At 73.1% G+C, this 19,278-nt stretch carries 17 protein-coding genes and 3 tRNA genes; 1 reads left to right on the forward strand and 19 read right to left on the reverse strand.

The window, feature by feature from the left end:
- Positions 1 to 2 precede the first annotated feature (2 nt).
- The 10 genes from BX266_RS11725 to BX266_RS11770 all read right to left on the reverse strand — a co-directional run bounded on the left by BX266_RS11725 (position 3) and on the right by BX266_RS11770 (position 6,831).
- Positions 3 to 1,295, reverse strand: coding sequence for a hypothetical protein (locus BX266_RS11725; RefSeq protein ID WP_099899149.1), 1,293 nt, complete (start codon positions 1,293 to 1,295; stop codon positions 3 to 5).
- 92 nt (positions 1,296 to 1,387) lie between these two features.
- Positions 1,388 to 1,460: transfer RNA gene (locus tag BX266_RS11730), tRNA-Ala, on the reverse strand.
- Positions 1,461 to 1,687: 227 nt separating this feature from the next.
- Positions 1,688 to 1,760 (reverse strand) — tRNA-Ala (locus tag BX266_RS11735).
- A 38-nt stretch (positions 1,761 to 1,798) separates the two neighbouring features.
- Positions 1,799 to 1,871 (reverse strand) — tRNA-Ala (locus BX266_RS11740).
- A 108-nt stretch (positions 1,872 to 1,979) separates the two neighbouring features.
- Positions 1,980 to 2,627, reverse strand: a complete 648-nt coding sequence (locus BX266_RS11745; protein WP_099907718.1) for a histidine phosphatase family protein — start codon at positions 2,625 to 2,627, stop codon at positions 1,980 to 1,982.
- Positions 2,624 to 3,061 carry a ribosome silencing factor gene (gene rsfS, locus BX266_RS11750; protein WP_099899151.1) on the reverse strand — a complete coding sequence of 146 codons (438 nt, stop codon included), beginning with the start codon at positions 3,059 to 3,061 and terminating at the stop codon, positions 2,624 to 2,626. Before rsfS ends, BX266_RS11745 begins: the two co-directional genes overlap by 4 nt.
- Before the next feature lie 109 nt (positions 3,062 to 3,170).
- Positions 3,171 to 5,294: a LytR C-terminal domain-containing protein gene (locus BX266_RS11755; RefSeq protein ID WP_099899153.1), complete on the reverse strand. Its 2,124-nt coding sequence runs from the start codon at positions 5,292 to 5,294 to the stop codon at positions 3,171 to 3,173.
- Positions 5,295 to 5,311: 17 nt separating this feature from the next.
- A complete protein-coding gene (nadD, locus tag BX266_RS11760; RefSeq protein WP_099899155.1) occupies positions 5,312 to 5,989 on the reverse strand; it encodes a nicotinate-nucleotide adenylyltransferase in 678 nt (225 codons plus the stop codon).
- A 298-nt stretch (positions 5,990 to 6,287) separates the two neighbouring features.
- Entirely contained in the window at positions 6,288 to 6,437 is a 150-nt protein-coding gene (locus BX266_RS38535) for a hypothetical protein (protein WP_180290462.1), read from the reverse strand.
- Between the two features lie 172 nt (positions 6,438 to 6,609).
- Complete coding sequence (locus BX266_RS11770) at positions 6,610 to 6,831, reverse strand: hypothetical protein (protein WP_099899159.1); 222 nt, start codon at positions 6,829 to 6,831, stop codon at positions 6,610 to 6,612.
- Positions 6,832 to 7,047: 216 nt separating this feature from the next.
- Here BX266_RS11770 and BX266_RS11775 point away from each other — a divergent pair, with 216 nt between their 5' ends.
- The gene (locus BX266_RS11775) at positions 7,048 to 8,139 is read left to right on the forward strand and encodes a M48 family metallopeptidase (protein ID WP_099899160.1); all 1,092 of its coding nucleotides are present in this window, start codon (positions 7,048 to 7,050) and stop codon (positions 8,137 to 8,139) included.
- Here BX266_RS11775 and BX266_RS11780 read toward each other — a convergent pair whose 3' ends face one another.
- The 9 genes from BX266_RS11780 to BX266_RS11820 all read right to left on the reverse strand — a co-directional run bounded on the left by BX266_RS11780 (position 8,140) and on the right by BX266_RS11820 (position 19,160).
- Positions 8,140 to 9,198: a hypothetical protein gene (locus tag BX266_RS11780; protein WP_143686911.1), complete on the reverse strand. Its 1,059-nt coding sequence runs from the start codon at positions 9,196 to 9,198 to the stop codon at positions 8,140 to 8,142.
- 88 nt (positions 9,199 to 9,286) lie between these two features.
- Positions 9,287 to 9,880 (reverse strand): hypothetical protein, encoded by a 594-nt coding sequence (locus tag BX266_RS11785; RefSeq protein ID WP_099899164.1) that lies wholly within the window; start codon positions 9,878 to 9,880, stop codon positions 9,287 to 9,289.
- Positions 9,881 to 10,019: 139 nt separating this feature from the next.
- A complete protein-coding gene (locus tag BX266_RS11790; RefSeq protein ID WP_099899166.1) occupies positions 10,020 to 11,303 on the reverse strand; it encodes a glutamate-5-semialdehyde dehydrogenase in 1,284 nt (427 codons plus the stop codon).
- Between the two features lie 94 nt (positions 11,304 to 11,397).
- A complete protein-coding gene (locus BX266_RS11795) occupies positions 11,398 to 11,877 on the reverse strand; it encodes a hypothetical protein (protein WP_099899168.1) in 480 nt (159 codons plus the stop codon).
- An 82-nt stretch (positions 11,878 to 11,959) separates the two neighbouring features.
- Positions 11,960 to 13,096 (reverse strand): glutamate 5-kinase, encoded by a 1,137-nt coding sequence (gene proB, locus BX266_RS11800; protein WP_099899170.1) that lies wholly within the window; start codon positions 13,094 to 13,096, stop codon positions 11,960 to 11,962.
- A 195-nt stretch (positions 13,097 to 13,291) separates the two neighbouring features.
- Positions 13,292 to 14,752, reverse strand: coding sequence for a GTPase ObgE (gene obgE, locus BX266_RS11805; protein ID WP_099899172.1), 1,461 nt, complete (start codon positions 14,750 to 14,752; stop codon positions 13,292 to 13,294).
- A 101-nt stretch (positions 14,753 to 14,853) separates the two neighbouring features.
- Entirely contained in the window at positions 14,854 to 15,111 is a 258-nt protein-coding gene (rpmA, locus tag BX266_RS11810; RefSeq protein WP_030906548.1) for a 50S ribosomal protein L27, read from the reverse strand.
- 36 nt (positions 15,112 to 15,147) lie between these two features.
- Positions 15,148 to 15,465 (reverse strand): 50S ribosomal protein L21, encoded by a 318-nt coding sequence (rplU, locus tag BX266_RS11815; protein WP_099899174.1) that lies wholly within the window; start codon positions 15,463 to 15,465, stop codon positions 15,148 to 15,150.
- A gap of 236 nt (positions 15,466 to 15,701) precedes the next feature.
- Positions 15,702 to 19,160 carry an Rne/Rng family ribonuclease gene (locus tag BX266_RS11820; RefSeq protein WP_099899176.1) on the reverse strand — a complete coding sequence of 1,153 codons (3,459 nt, stop codon included), beginning with the start codon at positions 19,158 to 19,160 and terminating at the stop codon, positions 15,702 to 15,704.
- Positions 19,161 to 19,278: the final 118 nt, after the last annotated feature.

Raw genomic sequence — 19,278 nt, forward strand, 5'->3', positions numbered from 1 at the left:
TGCTACGCCTCCGCCCGCATCGCGGTGTCGAAGTCGCGCAGCGCCCGCGCCACCCGCGCGGACTGCATGCCGGCCGCCAGCTGCCGCGCCAGGTCAGCGGTGTGTTCGGCCTCCTTGCGCTCTCCGGTGCGGCGGTAGGAGTCGGCCAGGCGCACCATCAACAGCGCCTTGGCGCGCGCGCGTTCCGCGCTGAGCGCGTCGATCGCGCGGAGCAGCAGGCTGCGGGCCTGCTGGTGTTCGCCGAGCAGCAGGTAACCCTCGCCGATCATGCCCTCCAGGTCGGCCCGCTCCTGGGCGTGCCCCGGGACGCCCTCCAGCACCCGGAACGCCCGGTCGGCGACCGCCTCCGCGCTGATCTGCTCGCCCTTGCGGCCGTGCGCCCGGGCGATCCGCCCGAGCTGGAGCGCCTGCTCACGGGGCGTCAGCACGTCGGTCGCGGCGCGCAGCGCGGTGGAGAGCATCGCCACCGGGTCCAGCCCCCGCCCACCGGAGTTGTACGTCGCCTGGACGGCGAGGCAGCCGACCACGCCGACGCCGAGCCGCGGGTCGCCGGAGACGTGCGCGGCCCGCAGGGCGGCGACGAAGGCCCGCTGCGCGGCGGCGTCGTTGCCCATGTCGTAGTTGGCCCAGCCGACCAGCCGGGCCAGCCTGCTGGCTGCCCCGTACAGCTCCCGGCCGAGCGGCTCGTCGTAGCTTCCGAGCTCCAACAGCTTTCCCACCATGGCGAGTTCGGCCTTCGCCAGGTCGAGGATCAGGCCGCCGCCGTACGCTCGTTCCAGCCGCTGCTTGGAGTCGTAGGAGAGCCGCAGGTCGGCCAGCTGCTCCGGAGCGATCCGCAGCGCACCCTCGCCGCCGGTGACCGGCGGCGGCGGGGAGGCCCAGTGCCGGGCCGCCTGCTCCAGCTCGTCCCCGCGGAACAGGTCGGTGAGGCGTACGGGTGCGGCGTCCGCGCCGGCCTCGTGCAGCGCGGTCTGCGCGGTGTCGGCGGTCCACGGGTCGGTCAGCAGCCGGGGCGAGAGCATCTTGGCGCCGCGGTGGGAGCCCATCTGCCCCCACAGCTGCTCGTAGGTGACGGCGATGCCGACGCTGCGGCCCAGCACCTCGCAGACGGTCTGGTCGTGCGGCGAACGCGGCACCATGCCCCGGTCGCGCCACTTGTACGGCGCCGTCGAGCTGATCGCCATCCCAGGCGGCAGCACCGCGTTCACCTCGCGGGCCAGCCGCTCCGGACTCCAGCCGAGCTGGTGGAGTATCCGGGCGAGCTCGTCGTTCCGTTTTCGCACCAGGTCGGCCATGCCACGACCGTAGCGGCCGCGCGCCCCGCCCGGCAGGGAAGTGCGGTGAACGGCCGAAGGCCGCCCCTCGCGGGACGGCCTTCGAACTGCTGTGGAGCTAAGGAGAATCGAACTCCTGACCTATTGCATGCCATGCAATCGCTCTACCAACTGAGCTATAGCCCCATGCTGTTGTGCCTGCCACCTGCGGTTTCCCTCGGCGACATCGCCAACTGTACACGGTCGCCCGTCCAGGCCCTAATCGATTCCGGGCCGCCCGCGGCGGCCCGCGAGCCCACCGCCCGGGCCGCCGGCGGGCCCGCCCTCAGGACGGCGAGCCCGTCTCGGCACCGGTCGGCAGAGACACCGAAGGCCGTCACCCTTCATCGGGTGACGGCCTCGCGGAACTGCTGTGGAGCTAAGGAGAATCGAACTCCTGACCTATTGCATGCCATGCAATCGCTCTACCAACTGAGCTATAGCCCCGCGACACTGACGACCACTCACGGACCACCGGTGCGGAGTGGAGCTAAGGAGAATCGAACTCCTGACCTATTGCATGCCATGCAATCGCTCTACCAACTGAGCTATAGCCCCGCAGTTCCGCGACTCTCGCCCCCGGTTTCCCGTCTGCGTTCCTCGCTGCGAACGAGGAAGACTCTAGCTGGTCAGAGCCGGAACTGTGAAATCCGGGTCGGGCCGCCGTCAGGTCTCGTCGCCGATGACCGGCTGCGGCAGCGTCCCGGCGTTGTGCTCGAGCAGCCGCCAGCCACGCACGCCCTGGCCGAGCACCGACCAGCAGCAGTTGGAGAGCCCGCCGAAGCGCTCCCACAACTGCGGCTCCATGCCCAGCAGTCGGCCGATCATGGTGCGGATCGTGCCGCCGTGGCTGACCACCACCAGGGTGCCGTTCTCGGGCAGCTTGTCCCACGCGTCCAGCACCACCGGGACGGCCCGGTCGGCCACCTCGGTGGCCAACTCGCCGCCGCCGCGTCGGACCGGCTCGCCGTTCGCCCACGCCTCGTACTGCTCCGGGTAGCGGGCCCGGATCTCGGCGTTGGTCAGCCCCTGCCACTCCCCCGCGTAGGTCTCCCGCAGGCCCTCGTGGTGGTGCACCTCCAGGCCGGTGAGCGACGCGAGCTCGGCGGCCGTGCGCCGGGCCCGCATCAGGTCGGAGGAGACCAGCAGGTCCGGCCGGAGCCCGGCGAGCAGCCGGGCCGCTCGCTGGGCCTGGAAGATGCCCTGGTCGGTGAGGTCGATGTCAGTGGTCCCCTGGAACCGCGATTCGAGGTTCCAGGAGGTCTGGCCGTGCCGCCACAGGACGAGACGCGGTCCGGCCGCGGCGCGGCTCAGAGGTCGCCGCCGGAGACGGCGTTGCCCGCGGCGTCGGTCACCGCGTTCTCCGGCCGGTTGCTGGTCGCCAGCGCGTCCTTGGGGAGCGGCAGTTCGGGGCAGTCCTTCCACAGCCGGTCGAGCGAGTAGAAGGAGCGCTCCTCGGAGTGCTGGACGTGCACCACGATGTCCAGGTAGTCGAGGAGGATCCAGCGGCCCTCGCGCTCGCCCTCGCGGCGCACCGGCTTGGCGTCGAGCTGCTCGCGCAGCTGGTCCTCGATCTCCTCGGCGATCGCGCGGACCTGGCGGTCGTTGGCCGCCGAGGCGATCACGAAGGCGTCGGTGATCGACAGCACCTCGCTGACGTCGAAGGCGATGATGTCGTGCGCCAGCTTGTCGGCCGCCGCCTGCGCGGCGACGGTGATCAGTTCCTGGCTTCGGTCGGTGACGGTCACGATGCTCTTCCGGATCGGCTGTGGGGATACCCCTCCAGGATCTCACGAACGCGCAGGGGCCCCCGAGCGTTTTCCGCCCGGGGGCCCCGACAGCACCTTCGGCAGGTGGCTACTGCGTCTTCTGCGTCGGCTGGTAGTCCTTGCCGATCACCAGAACCAGGTCCGCGTTCTGCGTGTCCGTGACCTTCTTCACCGCGGAGTCCGGCAGCCCCAGGCTGGTCGCCAGGGTGAGCGCGGCCGGCTTCTTGGCCTCGTCGGTGTACCGGATCTCGGAGGTCGCCTGGTCGGGCGCCTTGGCTGTCGACGGCAGCGCGTCCATGCCCGCGCCGACCACCGCGGCCTGCGCCGCGGTCGCCGAGGTGTCGTTCCCGGAGGCGTTGACCAGGGTGACCCGGGTGGAGCCGCCGGTGCCCTTGGCGCTGGTGACGGTGCCGCCCAGGATGTCCTTCACCTGCTTGCCGGCGGCGGCGTCGTCCAGGGTGCCGTCGGCCTTGGTGGTGAGCACCGCCGTGTTCAGGTGCCCGGCCTTCGCCTGCTCGGCGAGGTTGACCAGCACACCGGCCAGCGCGCTCTCCGGCAGCGACGGGTCGGCGACCGAGTTCATCCGGTGCACGTCGTCGGTGGCGTCCGCCAGCGTGGTCGGCATGGTCTTGATCACCGCTGCCATCACCTGCCCGAAGCGGGCGAGCTGGGCGCCCCGGTTCTCGCCGGGAGCCTGCAGGGTGGAGTAGGCGACCGCGGCCTGCCCGCTCAGCAGGACGTCCTTGCCCGCGGGAGCGAGCAGCTTGCCGTCCGGCTTGTTGTCCGCGTGCACCTCCGCGTTGGTGTCCACCTTGATCCCGCCCAGCTGGGAGACCAGCAGCAGCAGGTAGGGGGTGTCCAGCCGCCAGGTGCCGGCCACCGGTGCGCCGAGCACCGAGGAGAGCCCTTCGCGGGTGGCGGAGGCGCCGATCGCGTCCAGCGACTGGCCGAGGGTGGTGGTGGCGGAGTCGCCGTTGCTGGGCAGCTGAAGGGTGTCGGGCAGCAGCAGCACGGTCGCCTTCTGCCCGCCCCGGTCGTCGACCAGCAGCGCGGTGGTGACCTTGCCCTGCGGGTCACGCAGGTGCACCACGTTGACGAAGCGCCCGCCGGCCGCGGCCGTGGCGTCCCCGTCGCCGCCCAGCTTGCCGGTCCACCACAGGTAGCCCACGGCGCCGGAGGCCAGCACCGCCAGTACGACCAGCAGCGCGATCAGCCGGTTCCGCAGTCGCCGCCGGCGCTCGGCCCGCACCTCGCTGCGCGACTCGGCGAACTTCAGCCAGTCGATGGCGTCCTCGGACTGCTCGGTCTCCTCGTCGACGAAGCTGAACTCGCCGGTGGTGTAGGAGTCGCCGCCCTTGGCCCTCGCCCGGGCCGCCGCCGCCCGCCCACCCACCTGCTCGGACGGCTCCTCGGTCGCCGAACCGGCTGCCGAACCGCCTGCCGAACCGCTCGCGGGTGCGGCGGCCCCCGGGCGCGGCCGGGGCGGAATCACCGCAGCGGTCGACGCGGCCATGGGCGGAGCGCTCGGCGCAGCGGTCGGCGGGGCGACCGGGCTGACCGGCTGCGCCTGCTGCTGGTAGAGCCCCTGCGCAGGCTGCTGCTGCGTGTAGTACGGGTCCTGGGCCTGCTGCCCGTACGGGTCCGCAGCGGGCCGGCCGTCGAACTGCCGTTCCTGGCCCGGCTGTTCGAACGCCTGCTGCTGGTACCCGGACTGCTCGTAGCCCGGCTGCTGGTAGCCGCCCTGGTCGTAACCCTGCTGCTCGTACCGGCCGTGCTCGTACCCGCGGGCCGGATACCCCGGCGCGGCCTGCTGCCCCCCGCCGTACGGGTCCTGCGGGTAGCCGGAGGCCTGCTGACCGTACTGCTGCTCACCGTACTGCTGCTGGCCGTGCCCCTGCTGCCGGCCGTACGGGTCGTACTGCTCGTACTGTTCGTGCGGCTGCCGCGCATGACCCTGCTGCTGCCCGTACCCGCCCGGCTGCTCGTACCCGGGCTGCTCGTAGCCCTGCGCGTCGTAGCCCTGGCCGCCGTCGTAGCCCTGGCCGCCGTCGTAGCCGTCCGTCTCGTAGGGCTGCTGCTCGTGGGGCTGCTGTCCGTACGGCTGCTGCTCGTACCCCTGCTGGGGGTGGTAGCCGGGCTGCTGCGGGTACGGCGGCTGGGGCTGCTGGGGCCGCCGGCCGTACCAGCGGTCGTCGTCGGACGTTCCGGTCACGCCGTCCCTCCCGGGGATCAAGGGCGGGCCGACGCGTACAGCGCCCGCTTGTGGATGTATCGGACCACGCCGTCCGGCACCAGGTACCAGATGGGTTCGCCCTTGGCGACGCGCACCCGGCAGTCGGTGGAGGAGATCGCGAGGGCGGGCACCTCGACCAGCGAGACGCCGCCGACCGGCAGGCCGGTGTCGGAGAGAGTATGGCCCGGCCGGGTGCAGCCGATGAAGTGCGCGAGGCCGAAGAGTTCCTCGGAGGAGCGCCAGGAGATGATCTGGGCGAGCGCGTCGGCACCGGTGATGAAGAAGAGTTCGGCGTCGGGGTGCAGCGAGTGCAGCTCGCGCAGGGTGTCCACCGTGTAGGTGGGGCCCTGGCGGTCGACGTCGATCCGGCTGACCGAGAACTGCGGGTTCTCGGCGGTGGCGATCACCGTCATCAGGTAGCGGTCCTCGGCCGGCGAGACCTGCCGGTCGGACTTCTGCCAGGGCTGGCCGGTGGGGACGAAGATCACCTCGTCCAGGTGGAACGCGCTGGCCACCTCGCTGGCGGCGACCAGGTGCCCGTGGTGGATGGGGTCGAAGGTGCCACCCATCACTCCGAGCCGTCGCCTGCGCGGCGCGGCGCCCGCCGCCGGGGTGCTCGGCGCGACCGTGCCCGGCGCCGTCTCCGTCCCGGAGGTCTCGACCTGCTCTCTCATGGCGCCACACCTTACGCGACCCGGATGTACCGGCGATTCCGCCCGTTCACGGACCGCGCACACTCCATCCGGTGCCGACCGCCCCGGGGGCGGCGGCACACGGCGGCACACGTCGGCGACGCGGACGATCAACGGACAGCCCGCGAACGACCCGCGGCCGACCCGCGGACGATCGGCGAACGGCCCACCGAGTGCCCACGGAAACCCCCGCGGAACCCCTCGCGGAGAACCCCACGGAGAACCCCCGCGGAAGCGCCACCGAACAGCCGCGGAAGGCCCGCGGAAGACCCGCGGAGGGTCAGCGGTCGCGGTTGAAGCGGGTGGTGATGAACAGCATCAGCAGCAGGATGAACAGCGCCGAACCGCCGGTCAGGTAGGGGTTGAGGCTGTCGTGGTTACCACCCTCCTCGGCGAGGCGGGCGAGGGCGGGCAGGGCGGAAGCGCTCATGATCGGCGGGACCTTCTCGGCTCGGTGTGAGGACCAGGCGGTCACGGACCGTGCGGCCCGCGCGCTCATCGTACGGGGGCCAGACTCGCAACCGCGCGGCGGCCCACCGCGTCTGACCACCTGTGAGCCCTCCCGCGGCCCAACAGCCAAGGGCGAACCGCGCGGTGGCGGGTCAGCCGCGTTCCGCGCCCGCCTGCTCCTGCTCGCGCTCGGCCTCCCGCACCGCGGCCCGCGCGGCGTCGCGCTTGGCACCGTCGCGGCCGGCCCGGGCCAGCGCCCACACCAGCAGGGCGACGCCGACGAAGGAGCCGATCAGGATGAACCGCAGGAACAGGCCGGGGCCGTTCTCGTTGGAGATCGGTCCGGCGAGCTGGACCAGGTCGGCAGGGGACATCACGGGCTCCTTGTTCGGTACGGCACAGCCAGAGTAGACCCGTTTACCGCCGCCCCTGCCCGGCACCCCCGGGCACTCGGAACGGCGGCCCGGACGGCGTAGCGTGGCCGCGGGGACGAGCCGTGGGGACGAGTACGCGCACAGCGACGTTGAAGTGGAAGCAGCGGGGGCCGGCCGAACGTGCCGGTGCCGGCGTCGATCCAGGAGAGGTACTCAATGACCGACATGACCAAGGGTTCTGCGCCGAGCCGTCGCCGCCAGCGGTTCCCGGAGATCTCCACCCGCGCCTGGGAGCACCCGGCGGACCGCTCCGGCCTGGTGGCGCTGCGCAAGCTGAGCGGCTTCGACGACATCCTGAAGAAGCTGGCCGGCCTGGTCTCCGAGCGCAGCGTGCGGCTGCTGTTCCTGGCGACGGCGGTCAAGACGTCGGAGCGTCAGTTCCCTGAGCTGTACGACATGGTGCGGGACGCCGCGTACGTGCTGGACCTCGACAAGGTCCCGGACCTGTACGTCACCCAGGACCCGAAGGTCAACGCGTACTGCATCGGCATGGACACCCCGGTGATCGTGGTGACCACGGGGCTGGTCGAGCTGATGGACGAGGAGGAGCTGCGCGCGGTGATCGGCCACGAGGTCGGTCACGCGATGTCGGGGCACGCCGTCTACCAGACGATGCTGCTGATCCTGACCAACCTGGCGGCCCGGATCGGCTGGCTGCCGCTGGGCAACCTGGCGATCACCGCGGTGATCACCGCGCTCAAGGAGTGGTTCCGCAAGGCGGAGCTGTCCAGCGACCGGGCCGGTCTGCTGGCGGGCCAGAATCTGCAGGCGTCGATGCGGGCGCTGATGAAGCTGGCCGGCGGCGCGCACATGGCCGAGATGAACGTGGACGCGTTCCTGGAGCAGGCCGCCGAGTACGACAAGGCCGGCGACCTGCGCGACAGCGTGCTGAAGCTGCTTCAGGTGCTGCCGCAGACCCACCCGTTCGCGGTGGTGCGGGTGGCGCAGCTGAAGAAGTGGGCGGAGAGCGAGGAGTACCGCTCGATCATGGCGGGGGCGTACCCGCGCCGCACGGACGACCCGGACACCTCGGTCGGCGCGCAGTGGAAGGCCGCCGCCGACTCGTACTCGCAGTCGATGAAGGACAGCAAGGACCCGCTGATGGGCCTGCTGCGCGACCTGGGCAACGGCGTCGGCACGGTCGGCGGAAAGCTCCGCGAAACCTTCACGGGTGCCGGCCGCACCAACGGGGGCAGCAACGGAAGCAGCAACGGGAGCACCAACGGCAGCGGCGGCGGCCAGGAGTGATCAGCCGGTTATCGGCCCGAGCACCCCGCAGGACTGCCAGGCCGGGCGGCTGTGGTCGCCCGGGTCGACGGCGGGCGGGCTGCTCGGGCGGACGCCCGCCGCGGTGGCCAGCACCGGCTGCAGGTAGGCGCTCTGCACGACCCCGCAGCTGGTGGGCCCGGCCTGCACGGCGGCGTCGACCACCCGCAGCCGGCCGGTGTCCAGGTCGGCGCGGTCGAGTTCGAAGTGCACCGCCCGCCGCACCGTGTAGAGGCTGACCGAGGGGTCACTGGTGGTGCCGGCCGGGCGCAGCGCGTAGACCAGGGTGTGGTCGGCGGTGACCTCCAGGGTGCCGCTGTCGAGTTCGGCGATCTGGATGCTGCCGCGGACCTTCACGGTGTCGGTGGCGAGCGCGACCTGCCCGGGGTCGAAGCGCACCATCCAGCCGGTGGCGGAGTGGTGCTGGTCGTCGCGCGGGGTGTTCACGCTGTCGTCGTACTGGGCGAGCTCGCCGGAGGTGAGCAGGTCGCGGAGCCCGCGGGTCTCGTTGGCGGTCACGGTGGCGGGGGTCAGTTCGGAGACCACCAGGTAGTGCTGGACGGAGGCCAGGGCGCGCTGCACGTCGGAGCCGGTGAAGTGGGCGGTGGCGGCGGCGGTGGGCACGCCGAGGCCGGCGGGGCCGTCGGCGTAGCCGGCCGGGAGTCCGGCGAACGGGTTCGCCGGGTCGGCGACCCCGGTGACCGTCCCGGCGGGGGCGAGCGGGGTCAGGCTGATGGTCAGCTGGGCACCGCTGGGCGGGGCGACCTGCCCGCGCGGGGAGCTGACCCCGAAGTACACGGCCGCGGCGAACGCCAGCGCGACCAGCAGCAGCAGCGCGACGGCCTGGCGGGGCAGGGTGAACCAGCCCAGGCCGCGCGGCCGGGTGGCCCGGCCGAAGGCTCCCGCCAGCCGTTCCTTGGCGGACAGCTCCTGGATCCGGGCAGCCCGCACGAACGATTCGTCGAAGACGACGGACCGGAACTCGTCATCGTTGGAACCACCCTCGGGCGTGCCCCCAGGAGGCTCGCGCGGGTCACCCATGACACCAGGGTAGACTCGCCCGCCCGCCACGACGAGGGTACGCGGGTAACGAGCGTGCGACGGTGCGTGACGGCGCTCTGACCCGCCGTCAGCCGACGGGGGCGGCGACCGCGGGCGACGGCGTCCCGGCCTGGGTGGGCACCGCGCCCGGGCTGCTGCTCCCGCTGGTCGGCCGGGCGGGGGACTGCGGGGCCCCGCCGACGCCGCGGTAGATCGCGGCGACCGACAGGGCGACCAGGCCGATGCCCATCACCAGCGCCAGGACCAGCGCCACCGGCCGGTGCCAGCGCTGCTGGGCGACCGTTCCGCCGCGCAGCGGGTCGAGGGCGCGCATCCGGAGCCGGCGGGTGCGCCGTTCCTGGCGGTCGCACCCCGACCACGGGTCGGGGTAGAAGCGGTCCTCGTCCAGGCCGCCGGGCAGCGGGCGCAGCTCCAGCGGCAGCGTCTCGCCCCCCGCGGCGATCTCGGTGGATTCGATGGATTCACGGCTCCGGCCCGCACCGGCCTGTTCCGGCTCGAGCCGGGCCTCGGCGGCGGCGAGTTGCCGCTCCCGGGCGCTGGGCTCGTGCACGGCGGCGGAGCGGACGAAGCTCTCGTCGAGGACCACGGTGGCGAACTCGTCGTCCGCATCACCGTGGTCGGCGCCGTCGGAGTACGGCGAGCCCCCCATATCCTCAGCCACGGATTCAATGTATTACCGGCCGGGGCGTTTGTCTGTGGGTCTCGCCGATCGGGTGCGGACGGGTACCGCATTCGGCCCCGGCGGCCCGTCCGGACAAGAGCCCGAGCCGGGCCGGCCGGCCCGTCCGCACCGGGGGCGGTCAGCCGCGGACGTGCCCGTCGCCGGTGACGATGTACTTGGTGCTGGTCAGCTCGGGCAGGCCCATCGGACCGCGGGCGTGCAGCTTCTGGGTGGAGATGCCGATCTCCGCGCCGAAGCCGAACTCGCCGCCGTCGGTGAACCGGGTCGAGGCGTTGACGGCCACCGTGGTGGAGTCGACGAGCTGGGTGAAGCGGCGGGCCGCGGCCTGCGAGGTGGTGACGATCGCCTCGGTGTGGCCGGAGGACCAGCGGCGGATGTGCGCGACCGCGGCGTCCAGCGAGGGGACGACGGCGGCGGCCAGGTCCAGCGACAGGTACTCGGTCTCCCAGTCCTCCTCGGTCGCCGGGACGGCCGTCACCCCGGTGCCCTCGGCGGCCTTCAGCACCGCGTCGTCGCCGTGCACGGTGACGCCCGCCCGGGCGAGGGCGGTCAGCGCCAGCGGCAGGAAGGCGTCGGCGACGGCCTGGTGCACCAGCAGCGTCTCGGCGGAGTTGCAGACGCTGACCCGCTGCGCCTTGGAGTTCAGCAGCACGTCGACTGCCATCGCCAGGTCGGTGTCCGCGTCCACGTACACGTGGCAGTTGCCGGTGCCGGTCTCGATCACCGGGACGGTGGAGCCCTCCACCACGGTGCGGATCAGCGAGGCGCCGCCGCGCGGGATCAGCACGTCGACCAGGCCGCGGGCGCGCATCAGCTCCTGCACCGACTCGCGGCTCTCGCCCGGCACCAGCTGGATCACGTCGGCCGGCAGGCCCGCCCCGGCGACGGCCGCCCGCAGCACCTCGACCAGCGCCGTGTTGGAGCGGTACGCGGAGGCCGAGCCGCGCAGCAGCACCGCGTTGCCGGACTTCAGGCAGAGCGCGGCCGCGTCCACCGTCACGTTCGGCCGGGCCTCGTAGATGATGCCGACCACGCCCAGCGGCACTCGGACCTGCCGTACGTCCAGGCCGTTCGGCAGGGTGTAGCCGCGGACCACCTCGCCCACCGGGTCGGGCAGGCCGACCACGCTGCGCACGTCGGACGCGATCGCGGCGATCCGCGCCTGAGTGAGGGTCAGCCGGTCGATCACCGACTCGGCGGTGCCGGCCTCGCGGGCACGGGCGACGTCCTCCGCGTTGGCGGCGGTGATCTCCTCGGTGCGGGCGACCAGTGCGTCCGCGATCGCCAGCAGCGCGGCGTCCTTCACCGAACGCGGCACTGGCGCCAGGGCGGCGGCCGCCTCCCGGGCACGGCGCGCGGCGGCGAGGACGGGGCTGTCGGCGGTGGCGGTGAGGTCGCTCATGCGCCAAGCCTAGCGAGCCGAGCGAGTCGGCCCGCCGCACATTTCGCCCGCTGAGACACCCGGAGCAACGCCCGGGCAGCGCCCGCGCGCCGGGTCAGTACGGGTGCACCCCGCCGAGCTGCGGCGGCGGATCCCCGAAGCCCTCCGCGACCCGCTTGTGGTAGGTCGGCCGGTCGACCACCTCCAGGCCGACGATCTCCCACGCCGGGAGCTTCGCGCTGGCCTTGTGCTCGCCCCACAGCCGCAGCGCGATCGCCGCCGCGTCGTGCAGGTCCCGCGCCTCCTCCCAGTACCGGATCTCGGCGTGGTCCGCGGCGTAGCGGGCCGTCAGGAAGAAGGAGTGGTCGTGCGCCAGCTTCTCCAGCGCCGTCCGCAGCTCGGGCAGCGGCGCGGCCGCCCCGGCGACGCTCAGCACCACGTGCCACAGCCGGCCCTGTTCCTGCTCCGGCTCCCGCACGTCCTCCTGTTCCCGCACGTCCTCCTGCTGCTGTTCGACGCCCCGGCCGCCCTCGATGCTGGTGAGCCGCCGCTCGGGCCTCTGCCCCGGCAGCGCTTCCTCCCGCCTGCGAACCACCGGCGGCCTCCCATTCAGCGTGTCGCGCGGGCCCCCCGGCCCGCGCTGCTCCCACCCCCCGTACCGGCCCTGCCGCTCGCGCTCAGCCGCGCAGCACGACCAGGTCGTCGCGGTGGACGACCTCGCGTTCGTACGCGGCGCCGAGCTCCTGGGCCAGTTCTCGGGTGGACCGGCCGAGCAGACGGGGCAACTCCCTCGCATCAAAGTTGACCAGTCCGCGGGCGACGATGTGACCGTTTTCGCCAAGAAGGTCGACCGGATCACCCGCGACGAACTCCCCTGCCACCCGGGTGACTCCGGCCGGGAGCAGCGACTTCCCGCCGTGCACCACCGCCGCCACCGCGCCGTCGTCCAGGGTCAGCGCGCCGCGCGGCGAGGAGGCGTGCTCCAGCCAGAGCAGCCGGTCGGCGGAGCGGCTGCCGGTGCGCAGGAACAGGGTGCCGGTCGGCCGGCCCGCGAGGGCGTCCGCGGCGTGGCGGGCCGCGGTCAGCACCACCGGGATGCCGGCGCCGGTGGCGATCCGGGCCGCCTCCACCTTGGTGACCATGCCGCCGGTGCCGACGCCCGCCTTGCCGGCGCTGCCGACCTCCACGCCTGCCAGGTCGTCGGGTCCGCGCACCACGGCGATCCGGCTGCTGCCGGGCTTCGCCGGGTCGCCGTCGTACAGGCCGTCCACGTCGGAGAGCAGCACCAGCAGGTCGGCCCGCACCAGGTGGGCGACCAGCGCCGCCAGCCGGTCGTTGTCGCCGAACTTGATCTCGGCGGTGGCCACCGTGTCGTTCTCGTTGACGATCGGCATCGCGCCCATCGCCAGCAGCTGGTCCAGGGTCCGGTAGGCGTTGCGGTAGTGCGCCCGCCGGCTGGCGTCCTCGGCGGTCAGCAGCACCTGGCCGACCCGCACCCCGTAGCGCGCGAAGGAGGCGGTGTACCGGGCCACCAGCAGTCCCTGCCCGACGCTGGCCGCGGCCTGCTGCCGGGCCAGGTCCTTGGGGCGCTTCTCCAGTCCGAGCGGCGCCAGGCCGGCCGCGATCGCACCGGAGGAGACCAGCACGATCTCCGGCGCCTGCTCGCCGCCGCGGACCTTGGCCAGCGCGTCGACCAGGGCGTCCACCCGGTCCGCGTCCAGTCCGCCGGCCGCGGTGGTCAGTGAGGACGAGCCGACCTTCACCACGATCCGCCGCGCCGAAACGACCTCCTCGCGGAGCAACTGATCCACCATCAGTCCGACCTTTCCGACGCGATGCTGCTACGCCACGCAATGTAGCCATTCGGCAGACGGGTTACGAAATCGCCGACGAGGCGTGAGACGCGAACCGGCCGGGGCCGCGGCGGGCCGAAACCCGCGGCCGGCGCAGCGGGAGGCGCACGACAGGGGCGCGCGGGGAGGTCCCCACGCGCCCCTGTCGGGTGACGGCTACTGGTCGAGCTGCTCGCGGCCGGAGCTCAGCGCCTCGAAGTCGAGGTACTCCTGCTCCGCCGCGTCGCGGCCGCGCTGGCGCTCGCGGCGGCGGTCGACGGCCGGGCGCTGGCTCTCCAGGCGGTGGTCCTCGCCGCGACGGCCGAGCATCTCCGCGCCGGCGGCCATGGTGGGCTCCCAGTCGAAGACCACGGCGTTGTCGTCGGGGCCGATGATGACGGTGTCGCCCTCCTGGGCGCCGATCTTCCAGAGCTCCTGCTCGACGCCGAGGCGGGCCAGCCGGTCGGCGAGGTAGCCGACGGCCTCGTCGTTGGCGAAGTCGGTCTGGCGGACCCAGCGTTCGGGCTTGACGCCGCGGATGCGGTACGCGCCGTCCTCCTCCTCGATGGTGAACCCGGCGTCGTCGACGGCCGTCGGGCGCAGCACGATCCGGGTGTTCTCCTGGACGGGCTTGGCGGCGCGCGCGGCGGAGACGATCTCGGCCAGGGCGAAGGAGAGTTCGCGCAGGCCCTTGTGGGCGAGCGCGGAGACCTCGAAGACCCGGTAGCCGCGCTCCTCCAGGGAGGCGCGGGTGAGGTCGGCGATGTCCTGACCGTCCGGGACGTCGACCTTGTTCAGGGCGACCAGCCGCGGCCGGTCCTCCAGGCCGCCGTACTGGGTGAGTTCGTCCTCGATGGTCTCCAGGTCGGTGAGCGGGTCGCGGCCCGGCTCCAGGGTGGCGCAGTCCAGCACGTGCACCAGCACCTCGCAGCGCTCGACGTGCCGCAGGAACTCCAGGCCGAGGCCCTTGCCCTGGCTGGCGCCGGGGATCAGGCCGGGCACGTCGGCGATCGTGTAGACGGTCGAACCGGCGGTCACCACACCGAGGTTGGGGATCAGGGTGGTGAACGGGTAGTCGGCGATCTTCGGCTTGGCGGCGGACAGCACGGAGATCAGCGAGGACTTGCCGGCGCTCGGGTAGCCGACCAGCGCGACGTCGGCGACGGACTTGAGCTCCATCACGATGTCGCGGGCCTCGCCGGGCTCGCCGAGCAGCGCGAAGCCGGGGGCCTTGCGGCGGGCGGAGGCGAGCGCCGCGTTGCCGAGGCCGCCGCGGCCGCCCTGGGCGGCGACGAAGCTGGTGCCGTGGCCGACCAGGTCGGCCAGCACGTTGCCCTTGCGGTCGAGGACCACGGTGCCGTCCGGCACCGGCAGGACCAGGTCCTGGCCCTCCGCGCCGGTGCGGTGGCCGCCGGCGCCGGGCTTGCCGTTGGTGGCCTTGCGCTTGGGCGAGTGGTGGTACTCCAGCAGCGTGGTGACCTGCGAGTCGACGACCAGGGTCACCGAGCCGCCCTCGCCGCCGTTGCCCCCGTCGGGGCCGCCGAGCGGCTTGAACTTCTCCCGGTGCACGGAGGCGCAGCCGTGGCCTCCGTTACCCGCGGCGACGTGCAGTTCGACGCGGTCCACGAAGGTGGTCATGAGGTGTGCCTCCAGTACGAAGAAAAAAGGTGTCCTGCGGTAAAGCATGAAGGGTGAGCCGGATCATCCCGGCCCACCCTCCACAGCGAGTCTGTACGGACTCAGGCCTCGACGGCCACGATGTTGACGACCTTGCGGCCGCGACGGTTGCCGAACTCCACGGCACCGGCGGTCAGCGCGAACAGGGTGTCGTCGCCACCACGGCCGACGTTGGCGCCCGGGTGGAAGTGGGTGCCGCGCTGGCGGACGATGATCTCGCCGGCGGAGACGACCTGGCCGCCGAAGCGCTTCACGCCGAGGCGCTGGGCGTTCGAGTCACGACCGTTGCGAGTAGAGCTTGCGCCCTTCTTGTGTGCCATCTGGCTAGCCCCTTTCTAGGAAGACCGCAGGAAGTGTTACTTGCTGACCGAGTCGATGCTGGTGATACGCACCGCGGTGTGCTTCTGGCGGTGGCCCTGACGACGGCGGTAGCCGGTCTTGTTCTTGTAGCGCAGGATGACGATCTTGTCGCCCTTGGTCTGGTCGACGACCTCGGCGTGAGCCTTCACGCCGCCGAGCACCCACGGGTCGGAGGTGACGGACTCACCGTCGACGACGAGGATGGTCGAGAGCTCGACCGAGTCACCCGGCTTGGCGTCAATACGGTCGATCTCCAGCACGTCGCCCACGGCGACCTTGTGCTGGCGGCCGCCTGCGCGAACGATCGCGTACATGCGGTACCTACTTTCCTAACTCGGTCGGAACTCCGGATGCCAGCTGCCTGGGTATGGACACAGGCCGCCTCCCCCGGGAAAAGCCGGTGAACCGGCTCCCACCCGGGAGGTGAGGTGCTCAGGAGCATGGCGTCAACACGCCGAGGGTCAAGAATACGGATCTGTCCACCCAGGGGCAAACCGGGCCGTGCGCGGGGCCGGGACCACCACTGATGCGGTGGTCCCGGCCCCGGGGCTCACTCTGCGGCGCCGTCACCTTCGGCGGCCGCGGCCTTCTTGGCCGCCGCGCTCGTCCGCTTGGTGGCGGTCTTGCGGGCGGTGGTCTTCTTGGCGGCGGTGGTCTTCTTCGCCGCGGTCTTCTTGGCGGCCGTCTTGCGGACGGCCCGCTTCTTCGGGGCCTCCTCCGCGGGGGCCTCCTCGGCGGCGGGCTCCGCGGTCTCGACCGTGACGGCGACCTCGGCCTCGGGCTCCACCTCGGCGACGGCCTCGGCCGTCACCTCCGCGGCGGCCTCGGCGACCTGCGCGGCGGACTTCTCCGCGGCGCTCAGCGCGGCCTCCATCGCGGCCTCGGCGCGGGCCTGCAGCACCACGATCTCGGCCTCGCCGGACGCCCCGGCCGGGGCGGTGGCCTTGCGGACCGCGCGGCGCCGGGTGCGGCCGCCGGCCGCCGGGGCGGCGGGCGGGATCTCCACCAGGCTGGGCTGCTCGACCACCGGCTCGGCGGCCGCTTCGGCGACCGGCTCGGCGACCGCCTCGACCGGCTCGGCCTCGACGATCTCCAGGTCCTCCGCCTCGATCGGCTCCAGTTCCTCGACGGTCTCGACCGTCTCGGTGGTCCCGACCGCCTCGGCCTCCGCACCGCCGGCCCCGCCGCGGCCCCGGCGACGGCGCTTGCCGCCGCCCTCGCCCGCGGCGGCGGCGCCGGCCTGGGAGCCGCCGTGGCTGTGCGGCTGGTCCATGTGGACGATCACGCCGCGGCCGTTGCAGTGCACGCAGGGCTCGGAGAAGGACTCCAGCAGGCCCTGGCCGACCCGCTTGCGGGTCATCTGCACCAGGCCGAGCGAGGTGACCTCGGCCACCTGGTGCTTGGTCCGGTCCCGGCCCAGGCACTCCAGCAGGCGGCGCAGCACCAGGTCGCGGTTGGACTCCAGCACCATGTCGATGAAGTCGATCACGATGATGCCGCCGAGGTCGCGCAGCCGCAGCTGGCGGACGATCTCCTCGGCCGCCTCGATGTTGTTGCGGGTGACGGTCTCCTCGAGGTTGCCGCCCTGGCCGACGAACTTGCCGGTGTTGACGTCGACCACGACCATCGCCTCGGTCCGGTCGATCACCAGGGAGCCGCCGGAGGGCAGCCAGACCTTGCGGTCCAGCGCCTTCATCAGCTGCTCGTCGATCCGGTAGGTGGCGAACACGTCGACGTCCGAGGTCCACCTCTGCAGGCGCTCGGTGAGGTCGGGGGCGACGTTGGAGACGTAGTCGTGGATCGTGCTCCAGGCGTCCGCACCGCTGACGATGACCTTGGTGAAGTCCTCGTTGAAGATGTCGCGGACCACCCGGACGGTCATGTCGGGCTCGCCGTACAGCAGCGCCGGGGCGTTGCCGGAGGCGGCCTTCTTCTGGATCTCCTCCCACTGCTGCTGCAGGCGCTGCACGTCGCGGGTGAGCTCGTCCTCGGAGGCGCCCTCGGCGGCGGTGCGGACGATCACGCCCGCGTCGTCCGGGACGATCTTCTTGAGGATCTGCTTGAGGCGGGCCCGCTCGTTCTCCGGCAGCTTGCGGGAGATGCCGGTCATCGAGCCCTCGGGCACGTACACCAGGTAGCGGCCGGGCAGCGAGATCTGGCTGGTCAGCCGGGCGCCCTTGTGGCCGATCGGGTCCTTGGAGACCTGCACCAGCACGGACTGGCCGGACTTCAGCACCGACTCGATCCGGCGCGGGCCGCTGTGGCCGCCGAGCGCGCCGAAGTTGACCTCACCGGCGTACAGCACGGCGTTGCGGCCCTTGCCGATGTCGACGAACGCGGCCTCCATGGACGGCAGCACGTTCTGCACCTTGCCCAGGTACACGTTGCCGACGTAGCTGGTGGCCTGCTCCTTGTTGACGTAGTGCTCGACCAGCACGCCGTCCTCGAGCACGCCGATCTGGGTGCGGGTGCCGTTCTGACGCACCACCATGACCCGCTCGACGGACTCCCGGCGGGCCAGGAACTCGGCCTCGGTGATGATCGGGACGCGGCGGCGGCCCAGCTCGCGGCCCTCGCGGCGGCGCTGCTTCTTGGCCTCCAGGCGGGTGGAGCCCTTGATGGACTGCACCTCGTCCGGATCGAACGCCGGCTCGGCGGAGCGGCGGCGCGGCTCGCGGACCTTCACCACGGTGCGCACGCCGTCCTCGGTGCTCTCCCCCGACTCGGCGGCGGTGTCCCCGCTGCGACGGCGGCGGCGACGGCGACGGCGCGAGGAGGACAGGCCGGCGGCCAGCTCGTCCTCCTCCTCGTCCTCGTCTGCGGCCTCGTGCGACTCGGGCTCCTCCTGGGCGTCCTCGTCCTCGTCGTGGGCCTCGGCCTCGGCGCCCTCGTGGGCGTCCTCGGACTCACCGCGGCGGCGGCGACGGCCACCGCGACGGCGGCGACGGGACGGGCGGTCGTCCTCCCACTCGGCGTCCTGCTCCGGACCGGTGGCGGGCGCCTCGGCCTCGACCGGCTCGGCCTCCTCGGCCTGCACCGCCGGCGCGGCCTTGACCGGCTGCGGGGCGGCCTTCGCGGGCTGCTGGGCGGTCTTCGCGGCCTTGGCGGGCTGCTGGGCGGCCTTCGCGGGCTGCTGGACGCGGACCGCGGTGCGGGTCCGGCGGCGGCGGCCGACGCCGGAGTACTCGAACTCCTCGTCCTCCGTGCCGGAGGCGGCGGGCTCGGCGACCGGCTCGGCCTTGGCGGCGGGCTCGGCCTTGGCCGGCGCGGCCTTCGGGGCGGTGAACGGCGCGGGCTCCTGGAACACCGGCGCCTGGAAGATCGCGGTGGACGGGCGGACCGCGCGCCGGCGGGCGCGCGGCGCCTCGGCCTCGACGACGGGCTGCTCCTCGACCACCGGCTCGGGCTCGACGGCCGGCTCCTCCTCGGCGGGCTCCTCCTCGGCGGCCGGCTCCTCGACCGGGGCCGGGGTCTGGGCCGGCGCGGAGGCACGCTTGCGGGTGCGGCGGGCGCGCGGTGCCTCGGCCTCGGCGGCGGGCTGCTCCTCGACCACCGGCTCGGGCTCGACGGCCGGCTCCTCGGCGGCCGGCTCCTCGACCGCGGCGGGGGTTTGCACAGGGGCGGAGGCACGCTTGCGGGTGCGGCGGGCGCGGGCCGGCTTCTCCTCCGCGGCGTCCTCGGCCACGGGCTCCTCGGCCACGGGCTCTTCGGCGGCCGGCGCGGCCGGCTCGGCGGTGACGGCCTCGGGCGCGCCGGCCGGGGACTCGGCGCGCTTGCGGGTGCGCCTGGCCCGGGCGGGCTTCTCCTCGGCGGCCGGCTCGGCCGGGGTCTCGGCCTCGCTCGCGGGGGCGGGGGCGACGACCGTCTCGGCGGTCTCGCTCGCGGCGCCCTGCGGGGAGCCGGCCGGGCGGGAGACCGCCCGGCGACGGCGACGCGGCGGGGCCGCGGACGCGCCGTCGGATTCGTTGTTGTCGGCCGCAGCGGGCTGCGGTTCGGTGTTTTCGAGCATGCGGGTGTGTCTCCCGTCAGGCCCCCGGGCTCCGCTTCCGCGCACGACGCGCCACCGCATTCACCAGCCGGCCGCCTTCGGGCGGTTCCGGCTCCAACGGTGCCGTCGTGCGGACGCG

The sequence above is a fragment of the Streptomyces sp. TLI_171 genome (assembly GCF_003610255.1).
Classification (GTDB): Bacteria; Actinomycetota; Actinomycetes; order Streptomycetales; family Streptomycetaceae; genus Kitasatospora.